The sequence below is a fragment of the Haloferax larsenii genome (assembly GCF_024730625.1).
Taxonomy (GTDB): Archaea; Halobacteriota; Halobacteria; order Halobacteriales; family Haloferacaceae; genus Haloferax; species Haloferax larsenii.
The window spans coordinates 2,052,824-2,069,086 of the sequence record NZ_CP078063.1; the positions used below are offsets into that span (position 1 = coordinate 2,052,824).

The 16,263-nt window shown below is 61.3% G+C and carries 18 protein-coding genes; 9 read left to right on the top strand and 9 right to left on the bottom strand.

What is annotated here, in order from left to right; translation table 11 throughout:
* Positions 1-50 precede the first annotated feature (50 nt).
* Genes KU306_RS10705 through KU306_RS10720 form a run of 4 tightly spaced genes read left to right on the top strand, consistent with a single transcriptional unit; the run spans position 51 to position 3,671 of the window.
* Positions 51-992 carry a branched-chain amino acid ABC transporter permease gene (locus tag KU306_RS10705; protein ID WP_049918561.1) on the top strand — a complete coding sequence of 314 codons (942 nt, stop codon included), beginning with the start codon at positions 51-53 and terminating at the stop codon, positions 990-992.
* Positions 989-2,131, top strand: a complete 1,143-nt coding sequence (locus KU306_RS10710) for a branched-chain amino acid ABC transporter permease (protein ID WP_258301919.1) — start codon at positions 989-991, stop codon at positions 2,129-2,131. Before KU306_RS10705 ends, KU306_RS10710 begins: the two co-directional genes overlap by 4 nt.
* Positions 2,128-2,937 (top strand): ABC transporter ATP-binding protein, encoded by an 810-nt coding sequence (locus KU306_RS10715; protein WP_007539554.1) that lies wholly within the window; start codon positions 2,128-2,130, stop codon positions 2,935-2,937. The genes KU306_RS10710 and KU306_RS10715 overlap by 4 nt, the downstream gene beginning before the upstream one ends.
* Positions 2,934-3,671: an ABC transporter ATP-binding protein gene (locus KU306_RS10720; protein WP_007539557.1), complete on the top strand. Its 738-nt coding sequence runs from the start codon at positions 2,934-2,936 to the stop codon at positions 3,669-3,671. The genes KU306_RS10715 and KU306_RS10720 overlap by 4 nt, the downstream gene beginning before the upstream one ends.
* Positions 3,672-3,757: 86 nt before the next feature.
* On the opposite strand, the gene KU306_RS10725 is transcribed toward KU306_RS10720, so the two are convergent.
* Both KU306_RS10725 and KU306_RS10730 read right to left on the bottom strand, forming a co-directional pair.
* Positions 3,758-4,555 carry an RIO1 family regulatory kinase/ATPase domain-containing protein gene (locus KU306_RS10725; RefSeq protein WP_007539559.1) on the bottom strand — a complete coding sequence of 266 codons (798 nt, stop codon included), beginning with the start codon at positions 4,553-4,555 and terminating at the stop codon, positions 3,758-3,760.
* A 38-nt stretch (positions 4,556-4,593) separates the two neighbouring features.
* Positions 4,594-5,031 (bottom strand): universal stress protein, encoded by a 438-nt coding sequence (locus KU306_RS10730; protein ID WP_258301920.1) that lies wholly within the window; start codon positions 5,029-5,031, stop codon positions 4,594-4,596.
* Between the two features lie 163 nt (positions 5,032-5,194).
* On the opposite strand from KU306_RS10730, the gene KU306_RS10735 reads away from it, so the two are divergent.
* Positions 5,195-6,337: an acyl-CoA dehydrogenase family protein gene (locus KU306_RS10735; protein ID WP_007539563.1), complete on the top strand. Its 1,143-nt coding sequence runs from the start codon at positions 5,195-5,197 to the stop codon at positions 6,335-6,337.
* A 24-nt stretch (positions 6,338-6,361) separates the two neighbouring features.
* Here KU306_RS10735 and KU306_RS10740 read toward each other — a convergent pair whose 3' ends face one another.
* Positions 6,362-6,805 (bottom strand): FlaD/FlaE family flagellar protein, encoded by a 444-nt coding sequence (locus tag KU306_RS10740; RefSeq protein ID WP_007539564.1) that lies wholly within the window; start codon positions 6,803-6,805, stop codon positions 6,362-6,364.
* Positions 6,806-7,071: 266 nt separating this feature from the next.
* Between KU306_RS10740 and KU306_RS10745 the strand changes: the two genes are divergently transcribed.
* Positions 7,072-9,162 carry a histidine kinase N-terminal 7TM domain-containing protein gene (locus KU306_RS10745; protein WP_258301921.1) on the top strand — a complete coding sequence of 697 codons (2,091 nt, stop codon included), beginning with the start codon at positions 7,072-7,074 and terminating at the stop codon, positions 9,160-9,162.
* 30 nt (positions 9,163-9,192) lie between these two features.
* On the opposite strand, the gene KU306_RS10750 is transcribed toward KU306_RS10745, so the two are convergent.
* From KU306_RS10750 to KU306_RS10775, 6 genes are all read right to left on the bottom strand, one after another.
* A complete protein-coding gene (locus KU306_RS10750) occupies positions 9,193-10,260 on the bottom strand; it encodes an actin-like salactin (RefSeq protein WP_007539572.1) in 1,068 nt (355 codons plus the stop codon).
* A gap of 104 nt (positions 10,261-10,364) precedes the next feature.
* Positions 10,365-10,865: a FlaD/FlaE family flagellar protein gene (locus KU306_RS10755; protein WP_007539573.1), complete on the bottom strand. Its 501-nt coding sequence runs from the start codon at positions 10,863-10,865 to the stop codon at positions 10,365-10,367.
* Positions 10,866-11,197: 332 nt separating this feature from the next.
* Positions 11,198-11,707 (bottom strand): chemotaxis protein CheD, encoded by a 510-nt coding sequence (locus KU306_RS10760; protein WP_074792311.1) that lies wholly within the window; start codon positions 11,705-11,707, stop codon positions 11,198-11,200.
* Positions 11,708-11,731: 24 nt separating this feature from the next.
* The gene (locus KU306_RS10765) at positions 11,732-12,919 is read right to left on the bottom strand and encodes a chemotaxis protein CheC (RefSeq protein ID WP_007539577.1); all 1,188 of its coding nucleotides are present in this window, start codon (positions 12,917-12,919) and stop codon (positions 11,732-11,734) included.
* A complete protein-coding gene (gene cheY / locus KU306_RS10770) occupies positions 12,916-13,284 on the bottom strand; it encodes a chemotaxis protein CheY (protein WP_007539578.1) in 369 nt (122 codons plus the stop codon). The genes KU306_RS10765 and cheY overlap by 4 nt, the downstream gene beginning before the upstream one ends.
* A 150-nt stretch (positions 13,285-13,434) precedes the next feature.
* The gene (locus tag KU306_RS10775; RefSeq protein ID WP_007539580.1) at positions 13,435-14,097 is read right to left on the bottom strand and encodes a DUF7500 family protein; all 663 of its coding nucleotides are present in this window, start codon (positions 14,095-14,097) and stop codon (positions 13,435-13,437) included.
* 130 nt (positions 14,098-14,227) lie between these two features.
* Between KU306_RS10775 and KU306_RS10780 the strand changes: the two genes are divergently transcribed.
* The 3 genes from KU306_RS10780 (at position 14,228) to KU306_RS10790 (ending at position 16,098) form a co-directional block, all read left to right on the top strand.
* A complete protein-coding gene (locus KU306_RS10780) occupies positions 14,228-14,566 on the top strand; it encodes an ArsR/SmtB family transcription factor (protein WP_004043733.1) in 339 nt (112 codons plus the stop codon).
* A 266-nt stretch (positions 14,567-14,832) separates the two neighbouring features.
* Positions 14,833-15,468 carry an archaellin/type IV pilin N-terminal domain-containing protein gene (locus tag KU306_RS10785; RefSeq protein ID WP_258301922.1) on the top strand — a complete coding sequence of 212 codons (636 nt, stop codon included), beginning with the start codon at positions 14,833-14,835 and terminating at the stop codon, positions 15,466-15,468.
* 9 nt (positions 15,469-15,477) lie between these two features.
* Positions 15,478-16,098 (top strand): archaellin/type IV pilin N-terminal domain-containing protein, encoded by a 621-nt coding sequence (locus tag KU306_RS10790; RefSeq protein WP_258301923.1) that lies wholly within the window; start codon positions 15,478-15,480, stop codon positions 16,096-16,098.
* The last annotated feature ends 165 nt before the right edge of the window (positions 16,099-16,263 follow it).

The window sequence follows — 16,263 nt, forward strand, 5'->3', positions numbered from 1 at the left end:
ATGCACGTAGGGACCGAGCGCCAACTGACCGATGTCGGAGGGGGAGCGCAGTGATACCACTTCAAATCAGCCCCTTCCAGTATATCGTCAACGGCGTGGTGTTTTCGAGCATCATCGTGCTCGCGGCCATCGGCCTGTCGTTAGTCTACAGCATCGCCGACTTCGCGAACTTCGCTCACGGAGACCTGATGACCGTCGGGGCGTTCTCCGGACTGTTCTCGGTGGCTATCTTCCGCCCCATGCTCGGCGATATGGGTCTGTTCGGCCTCCCGTTGTGGTTCTTCCTCGCGCTCGCGTTCGGGATGGTCGCCGCAGCAGTCATCGCCGTCGTCACCGACCGCATCATCTACCAACCGATGAACGACTCGGGGTCCATCGGGTTGCTCATCACGAGTATCGGTGTGGCGCTCGTCTATCGGGCGTCGATATTCCTGTCGTTCGGGTCCGACTCCGAGCGCTACGGCGTCGCCCGACAGGGACCGATTCCGTGGATTCGCGAGTCGTTCGGCGTCGCGGTCACGCCGCGGAACCTCGTCGTCGTCATCCTCGCGACGGTGCTCGTGACCGGACTCCACCTGACGCTGACGCGAACCACGTTGGGACGGAAGATGCGCGCGACCGCCGACAACGCGGACCTCGCACGAGTCAGTGGCATTCGAACCGACGAGGTCATCATCGCCATGTGGCTCATCGGCGGCGCACTCGCCGCCGCGGGCGGCGTCTTCCTCGGACTGGAAGAACTCGTCCGGCCGCGCATGGGCTTCGACATCCTGCTCATCGTGTTCGCGGCAGTCATCCTCGGCGGCATCGGGTCGGTCTACGGCGCGATGCTCGGCGGCCTCGTCATCGGGATGGTCCACGAACTCGTCCCCCTGTTCAACCAGTGGGGCATCATCCCGGTCGGGTCGCGGTACGCCGCTGCAGTTGCATTCGTCATCATGGTCGCAATCTTGCTCGTCAAACCGAGCGGAATCGTGGGTGAGAGCGGATGAGCGTCGCAACCTGGGTGAACGACACCCTCGTGCGTGACCCGACAGAGCGGCGCATCTTCGCGGCGCTCGCCGTCATTACGGCACTGCTCGTCGTCGGCGTCTTCGCCGGCGTCATCGGCCCGCGGTTCCTGTTGTTCCAGGTCGCACTGGTTGGCATGTACGCGCTGCTCTCGTTGGGCCTCAACGTCCAGTGGGGGTACGCGGGCCTCATCAACTTCAGTGTCGCCGCGTTCTGGGGGCTCGGTGCCTACAGCGCCGCGCTGTTGACCGCACCGAACTCGCCGCTCGGTATGGGACTGCACCCCGTCTTCGGCTTCCTCGCGGCAATCGTCGTGAGTGCACTCGTCGCGATACTCATCGGTATCCCGACGCTCCGACTGCGCGAGGACTACCTCGCCATCGCCAGTCTCGGACTGGCGGAGGTTATCCGTCTCATCATCCTGAACGAACGCCAATGGACCGCGGGGTCCAGCGGTATCAGCGGTATCCCGTCACTCCTCGAGTGGCTTCCGCTGACCGGTGCCGCGACGACGGCGAGTATCATCGTCGTCCTCCTCGCGGTCAGCTACCTGTTCCTCCGGCGCATCCATCGGTCGCCGTGGGGGCGCGTTCTCAGGACCATCCGGTCCGACGAGGACCTCGCGAAGGCGCTCGGCAAGGACACCTACCGGTTCAAGATGCAGGCGTTCGTCGTCGGCAGCGTCGTCATGGCAATCGCCGGCGCGTTCTACGCGCATCTGAACCTCTACATCGACCCCTCCGACCTCGTCCCCCTGACGACGTTCTACATCTGGATTGCCGTCATCCTCGGCGGGACCGGGTCGAACCGCGGGGCAGTCGTCGGCGCGGCCGTCGTCATCGCCATCCGCGAGGGGACGCGCTTCCTCAACGACATCGCCTTCATCGGCAACTTGGGACTCGACGTGGCACCGCTTCGGTTGCTGTTCGTCGGCGTCCTCATCATCCTCATCATGCGCTACCGGCAGGATGGGCTCCTCCCACCGAAGGACGAACTCATCTGGCCGTCGGCGCAGAAGGAATCGAGTGCAGCTAGCCGCGGTGCCGCGGCGTCCGACGGAGGTGTCGTCACAGACGGCACCACGTCGGGCGGACCGTCCGACGGAGGGAAGGACCAATGAGCAACGACGGCGTCTACGAGGGTGCACACCTCGACAAAGACGACCCGGTGTTGAAGACGAGAGGCTTGGAGAAGGCGTTCGGTGGGCTCGTCGCCACCGACGACGTCTCCATCGAAATCGAGCGCGGAACCATCACGGGGATGATTGGCCCGAACGGCGCGGGGAAGTCCACGCTGTTCAACCTCATCTCCGGGTTCTACGAGGCTGACGCGGGCAGCGTGTTCGTCAACGAGACCGACGTAAGCGACATGACGCCGCCCGAGCGCGCCCACGAAGGGCTCGTTCGGACGTTCCAGACGCCACGTCGCCTCGAAGGGATGAGCGTCCGCGAAGCGATGCTCGTCGGCCCCGGTCCACAGACCGGCGAGTCGATTCTCCCGCTTTTCTTCTCGGCTGACGACGTGACCCGAGAAGAGCGTGCGAACATCGAACAGGCCGAAGAACTGCTCGAACGCTTCGAAATCTCCCACCTCATCGACCAGCCATCGACCGACCTCTCCGGTGGGCAGTTGAAGCTCGTCGAGTTGGCGCGGGCGTTCACGACGAACCCCGACATCCTGCTCCTCGACGAGCCTGTCGCCGGTGTCAACCCGACGCTCGCAAATGACATCAAGCGGTTCATCCGCGAACTCAACGAGGAGGGTCAGACCTTCCTCATCATCGAACACGACATGCCATTCATCATGGACCTCGCCGACCCCATCATCGTCCTCGACCAAGGACGAGTGCTGATGGAAGGCTCGCCGAAGGAGGTTCGCACGGACGACCGCGTTATCGAGGCGTACCTCGGAGGTGCTGGCCCATGACGGAGCGAGCACTCGACGTGAGCGGCGTCGACAGCGGGTACGGAGAAGTGCAGGTCCTCCGCGACCTCAATCTCCACCTCAACGACGACGAAATCGTCTGTATCATCGGCCCGAACGGTGCCGGGAAGTCGACGGTCCTCAAGACCGTCTTCGGCCTCCTGAAGCCGTGGACCGGGTCGGTCGACCTCTCCGGAAAAGACATCACCGGCGAGGACCCTGCGGACCTCGTCCGAACCGGCATGGGCTACGTCCCGCAGGTCGACAACGTCTTCTCGTCGCTCACTATCGAGGAGAACCTCCGGATGGGCGGCGTCGCCCGCCCCTCGGGACTCGACGAGCGAATCGCCGAACTGTACGACCAGTTCCCGATTCTCGACGAGAAGCGGACCGCGAAGGCGAAGACGCTCTCGGGTGGGCAACGACAGGTGCTCGCGTTCGCGCGTGCGCTCGTCATGGAACCCGAAGTGCTCCTCATCGACGAGCCGTCCGCCGGCCTCGCACCGAACATCGTGCAGTCGGTGTTCGAAGACGTACAGAAGGTGAACGAACTCGGGACGGCGGTCCTCATGGTCGAGCAGAACGCTCGCGAGGGCCTCGGAATCTCCGACCGCGGCTACGTCCTCGACCAGGGGACGGTCGCCTACGAGGGCGACGCAGACGGTCTCCTCGACGACCCCGAAGTCTCGCGCCTCTACATGGGTGGTGCGGACTACGAGGGCGCCGAAGACCTGTAGAGAACGTTCCGGCCGCGACCACTTTTTCTATCGGACGTGCGTGCTGCTCCCACTGAGACATGCGTGCTGCTGCCTCCCCCGAGTTGTCAGGACGCGCGCGTCTCTATCTGCCCTTTGAGCGCCGCGGCGTCGAAGTCGTGGTCGGGGCGGATGTTGACGAAATCGAGGAAGTCGACCGCATCGAGCAGCGCGTCTGTTCCGTACGACGCTGCGGCCGCGTCGACCGCTTCCTTCGGGCCGATGAGCGGTTCCAGCGCGGCGAGCGCGCACGCGAGGTCGTACGACCGCGCGTCGTGCATCCCCTCGTCGTTGACGTTCGTCGCGTCGATGAAGTAGATACCATCGTCGCGGACGAGAACGTTCTCGGCTCGAAGGTCGCCGTGAGCGAGATGGTTGTCGTGCATCCGGCGGAGCGACGCGAACAGCTCAGGAGCCAACGAGACAATCTCGTCTCGCGGGGCCGAATCGAGGGTGTGGAAGTTCGGGAGGTATTCGAGGACGAGGACGCCCAACCCCTCGACTTCGAAGGCTTCGACCGGAGCCGGTGCCTGGAGGCCGATGTCTCTGAGGTGCTTCGTCGCTTCGAGTTCGTGTTTGGCCATCTGCAGGGGCGTCCCGAAGTGCTCGAAGAAGCCTTCTGTCCCGCTGGAGAACGCACCGAGATTCCGCCCCGTGGTGAAAAGCGAGTGAACGAGCGAGTTCTGTCGTGAGATGACTTTCACGAACCACTCGTCGTTGACGACCATCGGGGTCGAAAGCCAGTTGTCCGCCTCCAGAAAGCGGATGGAGAGAGTGTCTCGGTCGTACCGCCGTGCGAGTTCGCGGGCGACCGCCTCCAGACGGGGCCACCCCACACGGCCGCGGACGAGCCGGCGGAGGTCCATGCACCCTCGTAAGACGAGGGGTGGCTTAAGAGCGTGGGCTATTCGTCGGCTTGTCTCACCGTCAGCACGGGGACCGAAGACCCTCTGACGACACGCTCGGCGACGCTGCCCAGCAGGTATCGGTCGAGTCCGCTCCGGCCGTGGGTCCCCATCACGACGAGGTCGACCTCGTCGCGCTCGGTGTGGTCGAGGATGACGCTGGCCGGCGTCCCCTCGGCGATTGTGGTCTCGATGTCCGCGCCCTCGGCTCGCGCCTTGCTCGCGACGTCTTCGAGGACGTTGTTCGCTGTGTCGTACAGCGCGTCTTTGATTCGGTCGGGTGAGAGCGCGGGTGCGGTGTGTCCGACCTCGCGGACGTCGGCGACGTAGAGTGCGTGCAACGTTGCATCGTACTGGAGTGCGTGCTCGATTGCGTGTCCGAGCGCCTCGTCGGCACAGTCACTCCCGTCTGTCGGAAAGAGGATGTGGTCGTACATACGAGTACATCCGGGAGTGATTCAAAAGAGCCATTTGGCCGTTCCCACGGAGTGGGACTTACTGCCCGACTGGTCGAAGCGCACTCGGTCCCGAGCGTGGACGTCCTCGGAATCCTACATGGTCGTTCGATTACTTTATGTCTCGGACGCGAAAATTGCCACCATGGATTTCGACATTCCGGACGAGCACCGGATGATTCGTGACACCGTCCGCGAGTTCTGTGAGGAGGAGATTGCCCCAATCGCACAGGATATCGAGGACGAACACCGGTTCCCACAGGAGATTTTCGACCAGCTGGCCGAACTGGACGTCATGGGTGTCCCCGTCGACGCCGAGTACGGTGGGCTCGGCGGCGACCAGTTGATGTACGCGCTCGTCGTCGAGGAACTGGGCCGCGTCTCCGGCGGTATCGGTCTCTCCTACGCCGCCCACGTCAGCCTCGCGTCGAAGCCACTCGACATGTTCGGGACGCCGGAACAGAAAGAAAAGTGGCTCCGCCCCCTCGCGACGGGCGAGCACATGGGTGCGTGGGCACTCACCGAACCCGGTTCCGGCAGCGACGCGAGCGACATGGACACCGTCGCCGAGCGCGAGGGAGACGGCTACGTCCTCAACGGAACGAAGCAGTTCATCACGAACGCGAACGTCGCGGGCTCGGTGCTCGTGAAGGCGGTCACCGAACCCGGCGCGGGGTACGACGGTATCTCGACGTTCATCGTCGACCCGGAGAACGACGACGGCTTCGAGGTGACGACCGTCTGGGACAAACTGGGTCTGAACTGCTCGCCGACCTGTGAACTGTCGTTCGACGACTGCTGGATTCCCGAAGACAGACTCCTCGGCGAGGAAGGCGAAGGCTGGAAGCAGACGATGAAGACGCTCGACGGCGGCCGTATCTCCATCGCGGCGCTTTCGGTCGGCCTCGCACAGGGTGCGTACGACCACGCAAAGGAGTACGCCGGAGAGCGCGAGCAGTTCGGGCAGTCTATCTCCGAGTTCGACGCCATCCGCGACAAACTCGTCTCGATGTACCGAAAGACCGAGCGCGCCCGCCTGCTCACCCACAAGGCCGCGACGAAGTACGACCAAGGCGAGCGCGTCTCACTCGAATCCGCGCTCGCAAAGCTCGACGGGAGTGAGGCGGCACGCGAAGTCGCCGAAGACGCAGTGCAGGTTCTCGGTGGATACGGTTACACGACGGACTTCGCCCCGCAGCGGTTCTACCGCGACGCGAAGCTCATGGAGATTGGAGAGGGAACGAGCGAAATACAGCATCTAGTCATCGGCCGCAACCTCGGCCTTTAGGCGGCTCGAACCGCACGCTTCGGTTTACTCGTCGTCCATCGACGACAAGCGAACCACGTACGAGAGGCTCTGTACGTGGTCTTCTTCTGTCGGTGCGTCCTCGAAGTCCGTCGGAGTCGTAAACGAGAGAATGCGCTCTCGAATCGTATCGTGGGCGTCGTCGCCGACCCACCCGATGTCTCGGTAGTACGAGACCATTTCGAGTGAGCCGCGCCCACCGAGTCGTTCGACGAGGTGGACACACCAATCGAGGAGTACCTGCTCCGCATTCGGGGTGTGCGGTATCGAATCGAGATACGGACGACCGTCAGATGCGACCTCTGCCGTCGCTGCGAGAAGTCGTTGGTACGCGACGTCGTTCCACTCCTTGTCGACTGGTGCGTCGACCCAATCGAACTCCGCTGGGTTCCGACCGTGAGCGGCGTGACGGAGTTCGTTGACATTATATCGACGCGGGTCGAGCGGCATACAGGTCGATGTGCGTTTCTCCGAATTAAGCGTTCGGGCTACCGCGAGTGGCGGTTTCGACGCCTCGTTGACGGTTCTCACGTCCGAACGTGGCCGAACGTGATGCAAAGCCGACGCTGTTTGTCGAATGAGTCGATATCAATTTTGAGACTAGGGGCGAACCGCTTAAGTCACACTCTAGAGACAGCTTCGATATCGTCCCGGTGTGAGGTACACCGGATTATCGAAATCGTACCAGACACTGCTATGCATCGCACGACCCACCCATGACCAACCTCGAACAGTCGCCATTTTTGTACGCACTGTTCACCTCTGGCGTCCTCGCTGGGGTGGTCACTATCGTCGTGTTGGGGCGCTTCCGTCTGTACTCTCGTCGCGTTAGAATACCGTTTGCCCTCCTCTCTCTTTCTGGTGCGCTCTGGCTGACTGCGTACGGATTCCAGTTGCTTTCGACGTCACCGGCGGGTGAACTCTTCTACGCGCGAATCGCCTGGGTCGGCGCAGCGACGCTTCCGACGTTTTGGCTCGTGTTCTCGCTCGTCTACGCGGGCGAAGACCAACTGCTCACGCGTCGAGTCGTCGCCTTCCTGTCAGTCGAACCGGCACTGGCTATCGCGCTCGCCTTGACGAGCGACTCACACGGGCTGTTCGTCCCGCCCGAGTTGCTTCGCTCGGGCATGCTGGTCAGACTCACGACCGATGCAGACCCACTGTTGGTCGGACACGTCAGCTACGTCGCCGCGGCCTCCATCATCGGCGTCAGTGTCATCGGAAAGACCTTCCTGAGCAGCGACGGCGTCCACCAACGCCAAGCAGCGATTCTCGTTGGGACGGGCGTGATTCCGCTCCTCGCGTTGGCGTGGAAACTGTTCTGGGACCCATCGCTGCCAATCGACCCGGTTCCGCTGTCACTCGGCGTCAGCGCTGGCATCATCCTGTGGGCGCTGTATCGGTACCGCCTCTTCGACGTGACGCCCATCGCCCGGGATGCCATCATCTCCGAGATGCGTGATGCCGTCGTCGTCCTCGACGACCACCACAGGGTCGTCGAATCGAACGGGTCCGCGGCGTCGGTCCTCGAACACCCCGCAGCCGAGTGCATCGGCCAACCCGTCCTCGACGTCATCAAGAGCCCCGACGTGGTCCAAAAGGTCCTCGACGGGCGTGACCGACTCGAAGCCGCGGTCGGCGACGGGACAGACAAGCGCTACTTCGAGATTCGCTCCGGGGCGGTGAGCGAACAGTCGCAAAACCGGGCGAAACTTCTCGTCTTCCACGACGTGACCGAACGGCGGCAGACCGAAGAGGAGTTCCGCGCGCTCATCGAGAACTCGCGGGACATCATCACGGTTCTCGACGAGGATGGTGTTCGGCAGTACACGAGCCCGTCTATGGAAGACGTCCTCGGATTCTGTCCGGAGTCACTCGTCGGTGAGCCTGTGTTCTCTCTGGTCCATCCCGACGACCGAGAGCACGTCCGAGAGGACTTCGAACAAGTAATGGAGGGCGACTCACCCGTCCGTTCCGAGTTCCGTATTCGCCACAAAAACGGCACGTGGCGACGGTTCGAGACGGTCGGCGTCAACCTCCTCGACGACCCCTCGGTCAACGGAATCGTTCTCAACTCGCGTGACGTGACGAACCGGTATCGGTACGAACAGCGTCTCCGCGTGCTCAACCGTGTGCTTCGCCACGACCTGCGGAACGACATGAACGTCATCCTCGGCCACGCCGACTTGCTGCTCGACGAGCGCATCCCCGCCGAGTCGAAAGACCACGCCCGCACGATAAAGCGAAAGGCGTCGTCACTGGTCGAACTCGGCGAGCAGACGCGGCACATCGACACGACGCTCGACCGTGGAACCGCTGAACTCGAACAAGTCGAGGTCATCCAACGAATCGAGAAGGAACTCGACGGCATCGACGCCAACTACCCGCGGGCAATCGTACATCGGGACCTCCCCGACGAGCAGTGGGTCTACGCCGACGACCTCATCGAGTCGGCCATCAAGAACCTCATCGACAACGCCATCGAACACAACGATAGGGTGCTCCCGGAAGTGAGTGTCTCCGTCGAGCCGGCAGCGCCGTCGGACGACTTCGTCGAGATTCACATCGAAGACAACGGCCCAGGGATTCCCGACGCCGAACTCTCGGTGCTCGAATCGGGAATCGAGACGCCGCTTCAGCACATCAGCGGCCTCGGCCTGTGGCTCGTTCGCTGGATCGTCGACCGGTCTCACGGGCGACTCAGGTTCGTCGAGAACGAACCCAGAGGCACTGTCGCCATCGTCAGCCTCCGGAGCGTCGACGGGAAGGCGACGGTACGGGAAACGGCGTCGGTCGAGTCTGATTAGTGAAAAATCGGGGTCCCTAGAGACGCGGTGTCAGCGGTTCCGAGCCAGTTGCCCCGCGATACGGTACGCGCCATCGGCCGCAGCGAGGTCGGGACGCTCCGCGGTGGTCGCGTCGATGTCGCGACCCAGTTCCTCGCTCAGGCGCGTCTCGAACTCTTCGACGAGGCCGGGGATACACGTCATCCCGCCCGTGAGGACGATTGGGCGAGAGAGCGCGAGTTGGTACGGCTTCATGTGGGTGTTGGCGAGTTCGGACAGGAAGTTGTTGGCGAGTTCGTCGACCACCTGGTCGAGGTAGTCGTCGAGCGGCTCCATGACACTCCGTTCGATGGTGAACTCGTGGGAGCCTCCACCGGGCTGTTGGATGATGTCGGTGAACGCCTCGAACGAGTTGAAGTCGGCGTGTTCTTCTTTGTACTCCCGTGCCGTGGTGCGGTCGATGTTGACGCGACCTTGCGTCTCTTCTTCGACCGCATTCGCGATTTGGCGGTCGACCTCGTTTCCGGTCGCCGCCCCGGAGACGAAGGGAGACAGCTGTTCGCCGTGACGGTACGCGCACGCTTCCAGGTTGGTCGAACCCAGGTTGACGGAGATGAAGATTTCGTCGACCGCTTCGAGGTCATCGCCCATCGCGGGGATGGCCCCACAGAGCGATTCGGGGAAGCTTCGGACGAGCGCACCACCGATGCTACTCCCCTCGATGACGTCGTTGAGGTTCGAGAGGCCGCGCGCGTTGTCGATAGTCGGAATCGCGTACACGACCGCGCTGTCTTCTGGGAGGTCCCGACTGCGACAGAGTTCTTCGAAGAACTGCTTCGTGAGTTCCGCCCGGTCGGCGTCCTCTGGGAGTCCAGACCGGAGCATGAACTGGACGCGGTCTGGGTACTGCCGTGCTGCCTCCTCGCCGTACAGGACGCGCTCGTCGCCGGTGAGCGCATCCTCGTACGTCGCGAGACAGGTGAGTGTCCGAACTGTCTCGACTTCCCCGTCTTCGTCGGGGTAGGCGAGCACAGTTCGCGTGCTTCCAAGTTTCACACCGATTGGGACCGGTCCCGATTCGGTGTCGAATGCATCAGATTGTTCGGATTCCTCTGGCATACGTTATCACCCAGACGCAACTGTCAAAGATGTATCGGTGAGCCGAAAAATGATAGATTGCTATCTATTTGGACGAGGGAATACACTGGGCCCGGTCCAGTAACTCAGACCATCGACGCGAGCCGTGCGACGTACACCAGGCTGAGAAGGTGGTCGTCGACGTCGAGTTCAGTGGGGTCTTCGACCTCCGCAGAGAACCCAAGGAGGTAGTCACGGAGCCGTTCTTCGACGTCGTCGGTGAGCCAGCCGACAGTCTGGTAGTACTGCAACGCGTCCATCGCGCGCTTGAACCCGCCTTTGAGAACGAGGAACTCCAGCCAGTCGAAGACGACGCGCTCTGCGCCGTATTTGTCTGGCAGGGACTTCAGGTAGGGTTTCGTGACGCTGTCGTCTTCCCCACGCGATTGGTGGAGTAGCAGTTGTTCGAGTTGACTCGAACGAAGTGCCTCCGACGCCGGTCGTCGACCCTTGTCGAAGAGCGGATTGTCGAATCGGAATGGGCTACGGTCGTCTAGGTGGCCGTCGCTCCGATTACGGGAGCGTTGCGTGTCACGGGCGATGCGTCGGAGTTCGTGGGCGTCGTAGTCGTCCGGGTCCAGATACATAGATTACCTCGTACGGCGACGGTACGACCCCCCAAGTCCCCCGACTTGGGTTGGAAGGCGCAGCGCGCCGTCCGTGATGTCACACGCGTTCGTCGTACCGTGTCGTTTACCCGATTCGAAGGCGGCGATATAAAATTACCCAATCTGATATCAATTATGATAGTGGGGGCAGAAATTCTTTTCTGAATGACAGTCTTCGAGAGACGGAAAACGAGAGCACTCTGGTCTCCATGCCCCTCTATGTGTCCACGGCCTCGTCAGTACGCGCGAGTACCGCGTCGCTAACCCGTGAACTGACATGAAAATGAGCGTTCGGGTGCCCGGTCGGTACCTTACAGCGTCTGGTCGCCAGTCTTGGCGCTTCGGACTCGAAGGTCTCCCGTCTTCCCGTCGAGTTCGAGTGAGCGCCCGTGTGAGCCACCGACATCTTCCGCGACGATGTCGATACCGTGTTTTTCCAATGTCTTTCGTGCCGCTTCGACATTTCGCTCTCCAATCGACTTCCCGCCGCTACTCGACTCGAAGTCGAACATCGCGCTTCCTCCTGCGAGTTTGGCGACGATACGAGATGTGTCGGCACCTTCGTCTCGCATCTCGGCCAGAAGTGCCTCGATACCCGTGTCGGCGAACTTCGCCGGGTCGCCATCAGGGTCTGCTTCCGGAAGCATCGCGTGTGCGAGTCCGGAAACGCCCGCCTCCGCGTCATAAAGGGCGACGCCGATACAGGAACCGAGGCCGCTCGTGGTCAACGTATTACCGTCGGTACCAAAGGCGTAATCCGCGATTCCCACTTTGATTCGGGCTGAGTGGGTGGACGTCGTGTCCGTGGTGTATACTTGCATAACTTGGGGTGCCTCCGCGGCAGTTCAGACCGCGGGTGAGAGTTGTTCGAGCGCCTTCCTGAGTTCTTCCTCGTTCGGAAGCGCGTAGATATCGCAGGTGAACTCGTCGTCGTCCGTTCGGATGGTCGAATCGATGAGGAACGCGTACTCCTGTGACTGAGCGAGTTCGGTCGCCAGCGGGTCAACGATGGCCGAACCGATGTCGTGGACGTGCTTCGGGGGCGAGATGTCTATCGTCGTCCCCAGCGTGTTCGCCCACCCGTCGAGGAAGCCTGACGTCACGATGTTCCCGATCTCTTGGATTGCACTCTGTCGCATCGCTTCGTCGCCTTCCATGCCCGGGAGAAGCGAACTTGCGATGTTATCGGCAGAGGGTTCGTCGAACAGGATGGCGATGTAGCCGCTGGGCGTTCCAAAGAACTCCAAGACAACACCACGGCGGACTGAGTCCGTCAACGACATCGGGACACCCTCGATTGGGACGAAGCTCATCCGGCTCACCTCGACAGTCGTGTCGATGCCAGTCATCGCGGTGATGTCGGCCGACGCTTGGTCTGCACCGTCGGCGATCATATCGGAGAACGCAGCGAACGACTGGACCGGCAGCGCACCGTGCTGTCCGCTGGCATCGACGATGGTTTCGATGGAGTCAGGCGACGGGACCATGTAGAGGTCGAACTCGATTGCGTCGTCGGCGGCTTCGAGTTGGTTTCGGAACACGAGGATGTGTTCGTTGTCGCTTTCGTGTTCGAAGCCGTCAGATTCGAGGTTTTCGAGCGGACCGTCGCTGTCGTCGTCGACGTACGTGGGCGTCGTGATGTCGATAGTCGTATCGAGGTAGTCGGCCCACCCGTCGATGAACCCGCCGAGCATGATGTTTGCGACCTCTTTCAGACTGCTGGTCGCGAGTTCGGTCCCGGTCTCGGCACCGTCCATCCCGGGCATCAGCGCGTCGACGAGACGCTCGGCTGATTCGGGGGAGAACGCCAACACGGTTCGACCATCCAATCCGCCGCTGAAGCCGATGTGAACGCTCACGAGGTCGCGTTCGGCGAACTCCTGTTCGACGTCCGTCTTCGTTCCAAGTTCGACCTTGGTAACGTTGACGTACGTGTCGATACCGGCGAGCGTCGTCAACGAGCCAGCGGCTTTTTCAGCGCCCGAGTGGGCCAGACGACTAAACGTTCGAAGCGAACGTACGTCGAGATTCATGCCTCAGCCTGAATGACGTCTGCGATAGCCTGGAGCACGTTCGGCTTCTGGAACGGTTTGGTGATGTACCCATCAGCACCCGCCTCGACGGCTTCGCGCATCTTCTCTTCTTGTCCAACCGACGTACACATGATCACCGACGCGTTCGAGTCCAGAGACTTGATTTCGGAAGTCGCTTCGATGCCGTTACGAATCGGCATGACGACGTCCATCGTGACGACGTCGGGTTCGAGTTCACGGTAGAGTTCGACCGCCTCGACGCCGTTTTCGGCCTCGCCGACGACTTCGTGTTCGCCCTCAAGAAGCTGTTTCAGGAGGTTCCGCATGAACGCAGAGTCGTCCACGACCAGTACCTTGCTTGCCATACCTCCATTTTTCCGAAAATCACACCATAAACCCTTCCACCCCATTATCATCCCTGATACGAAACGCGGGGGTTGAGTCGGCGACATCCCTCTCGTCGGGCGATTTACAGATGTCAACTGTCACCGCCGAGTGAGACGGGAGCGAGGTTGTCAGGGAGGGAACGACGCGCCAGATTCGTCGACGGCGTCGAGGAGGTCTCCGATAGAGTCAGTTCGCTTGAGTCCGTTCGCAGCAGCGAGGGCTTCGATTGCTCGCCCGGGGTACGTCACCTGCACCTCCGAGGCGAGAAGGAGGATACCGAGTACTTCGTCTAGTGGTGTACTGTCGTCGCCAACAACCTCGGCGTACCACAACAAGAGAGACCTGAACACATCAGTCACCTCGTTCGAAACAGATTCGTGTTGTTCGACCGACCCGTCGACGAGCGCAGTTACGGCGAATGCGTGGTCGGCATTGGCCGCACCGACTCGCTCGGCGATTAGCTTGCGCGCGACAATTGCTCGCTTGCGCGGGTCCTTTGGCAGCTTAATTGTCGGTTTACGCTGCTCGCCCGCGACAGGTGCAGCGTCGTCAGTCTCGGGTTCGTCTTCCGGGTGGTCACCCTCGGTATCACGGTCGGGCGCTGCGTCCGAGTCAGACTCCGTCTCCGATTCGAGTTCGGCGGGGTCTGGCGCTGTAGCGTCCCCAGTGGCGATGACGTATCTCCCAGATTCGAGCCGAGCAACCCGCTCGTCGCGGTCGATATCCAACTCTTCCGCGGCGACGACTCCTTGCTCGCGTGGGTGTCTTTGCGGACGCTCGTCGTCGGCCATCGGTGGAATGACGATGCGGCGAAATATAATCCCATCGCCACACCCGACGAGACCCAGTACTGGTACTGAGAATCTGCCAACTCAGTAACCAACACATTGACAAGCCGTGCGTACCGATAAAATTCTATCTATGGAGTCTGACAGGACCCTCTCTGCACTGGGAAACGAGTACAACCCTGATATCCTCCGGGCAGCCGACGAGCCGCACTCGGCACAAGAGTTCAGTGAAATGCTCGACATTCCTATCGCGACGTGCTACCGTCGCATCGAGGAACTAACGGCAGCGGGGCTACTCGAACTCCACGACAGGGTTCTCTCTGACGAGCACCGGCGTACGAACGTCTACCGGCGGGAAGTCGACGAGATTGTGGTCAGATTCGAAGGGGACGACTACACTGTGAGCGTCACCGAGCGGCCCGAAGTGAAGAACAAGCTCGACGACGTCTGGCGGAAGATTACGCAGGACTAACTCACTTTTTTGACTCCGTATTCGGGTGGCCGTTGCGGACGTCTCAGTAGTCCGCCCGTGTGAGAGTCCGTCGCACATACCTGTCGTGATAGTGGTACGCACACAATCATACGTGTGTGCGTGTGCGAAGAATTAGGATATTAGGCTCATACAAAATTCTGATATCAGTTCTGATATTGTGGTCCGTACCGTTATGTACCACCTGCCCAAGTGATTGGACGAAGGTCATCCCTCTCTTGCGAGAGGGGGACCGCCCACGACAACCCATGTTCGAAAATATCACTGAAGACCGGGGTCAGGTCGGTATCGGGACCCTCATCGTCTTCATCGCGATGGTTTTGGTCGCCGCAATCGCGGCGGGTGTCCTCGTGAACACGGCTGGCTTCTTGCAAGCCACCGCCGAGGACGCCGGACAGCAATCTGTGAACAAGGTCACCAACCGCGTTGACGTCGTCAGCGTTCACGGTGTCGTCAACGCGACTACGTCGCCGTCGACGGTCGACAACGTGAACCTGACCGTCCGCCTGGCGGCCGGTTCAGGTTCTGTTTCACTGAATAATACGAGTATCAAGTACCTCAGCGCCGACACGGCGACGACGCTGACTAACAATAACTCGGTGACGGCAGACAATATCGACTGGACGAACGCCTCGCCGAACGAGTTCGCAGTCCGGAAGATCGCCGACGACGACACCTCGTTCCCGATCCTCAACGGTCAGGCTGACCGCTTCGAGGTCGTCATCAACACGTCCGTCGTCGAGGGGACCTCGAAGAACGGTCTCCAGACTGGCGAATCCGTCACGCTCGAAATCACGTCCCGCAACGGCGGAACGTCGCAAGTCATCCTGACCATGCCGCAGCAGCTGGCTGGTAAGTCTGACGGCGACCCAGTTGCACTCTAAGGAGAACTAATGTTCGAAAATATTACTAACGACAAGCGCGGTCAGGTCGGTATCGGTACGCTCATCGTCTTCATCGCGATGGTCCTCGTTGCGGCTATCGCAGCCGGTGTGCTCGTCAACACTGCGGGCTTCCTGCAGGCAACTGCTGAAGACGCCGGGCAAGAGTCCGTCGACAAGGTCACGAACCGCGTCGAAGTGCTCAACAGCCACGGTGTGGTCGGTAACAACAGTACGATCAAGTACATCAACATGTCCGTTCGCCTGGCTGCCGGTTCCAGCAGCGTCGACATGAACGAGACCTCGATCAAGTACCTCAGTGGTTCCGAGGTCCAGCAGTTGACCAACAACTCTGCATCTGGAACCGCGGACGGTACGCAGTTCGCTCTCAACGAGATCACCGACGACGACAACTCGTTCGGTGTCCTCAACAGCATGAGTGACCGCTACGAAGTCGTCATCAACGCTGGCGCTATCGAATCAGAGACGCCAGCTGACGACAACGACGGTCTCGAAACGGGCGAGACGGTCCGCCTCGAAATCACCTCGCGCACTGGCGGCACCACCACGGTCATCCTGACCATGCCGCAGCAGCTGGCTGGCAAGCAGAGCGACAAGCCGGTCAAGCTCTAAGCGCGACTAACGAACTTCCGTTCGAACTTTTCCTATTTTCACACCGGTTAGCGGCAGCACTCGGTAGTACGCTGAACTATGCTGGTTCGGTGGCAGAGCTCAGTGAGGAACACACACGAGTGCTATAGCCCGCGAGTGAATCAGCGCCGCTTCTCACCGACAGAC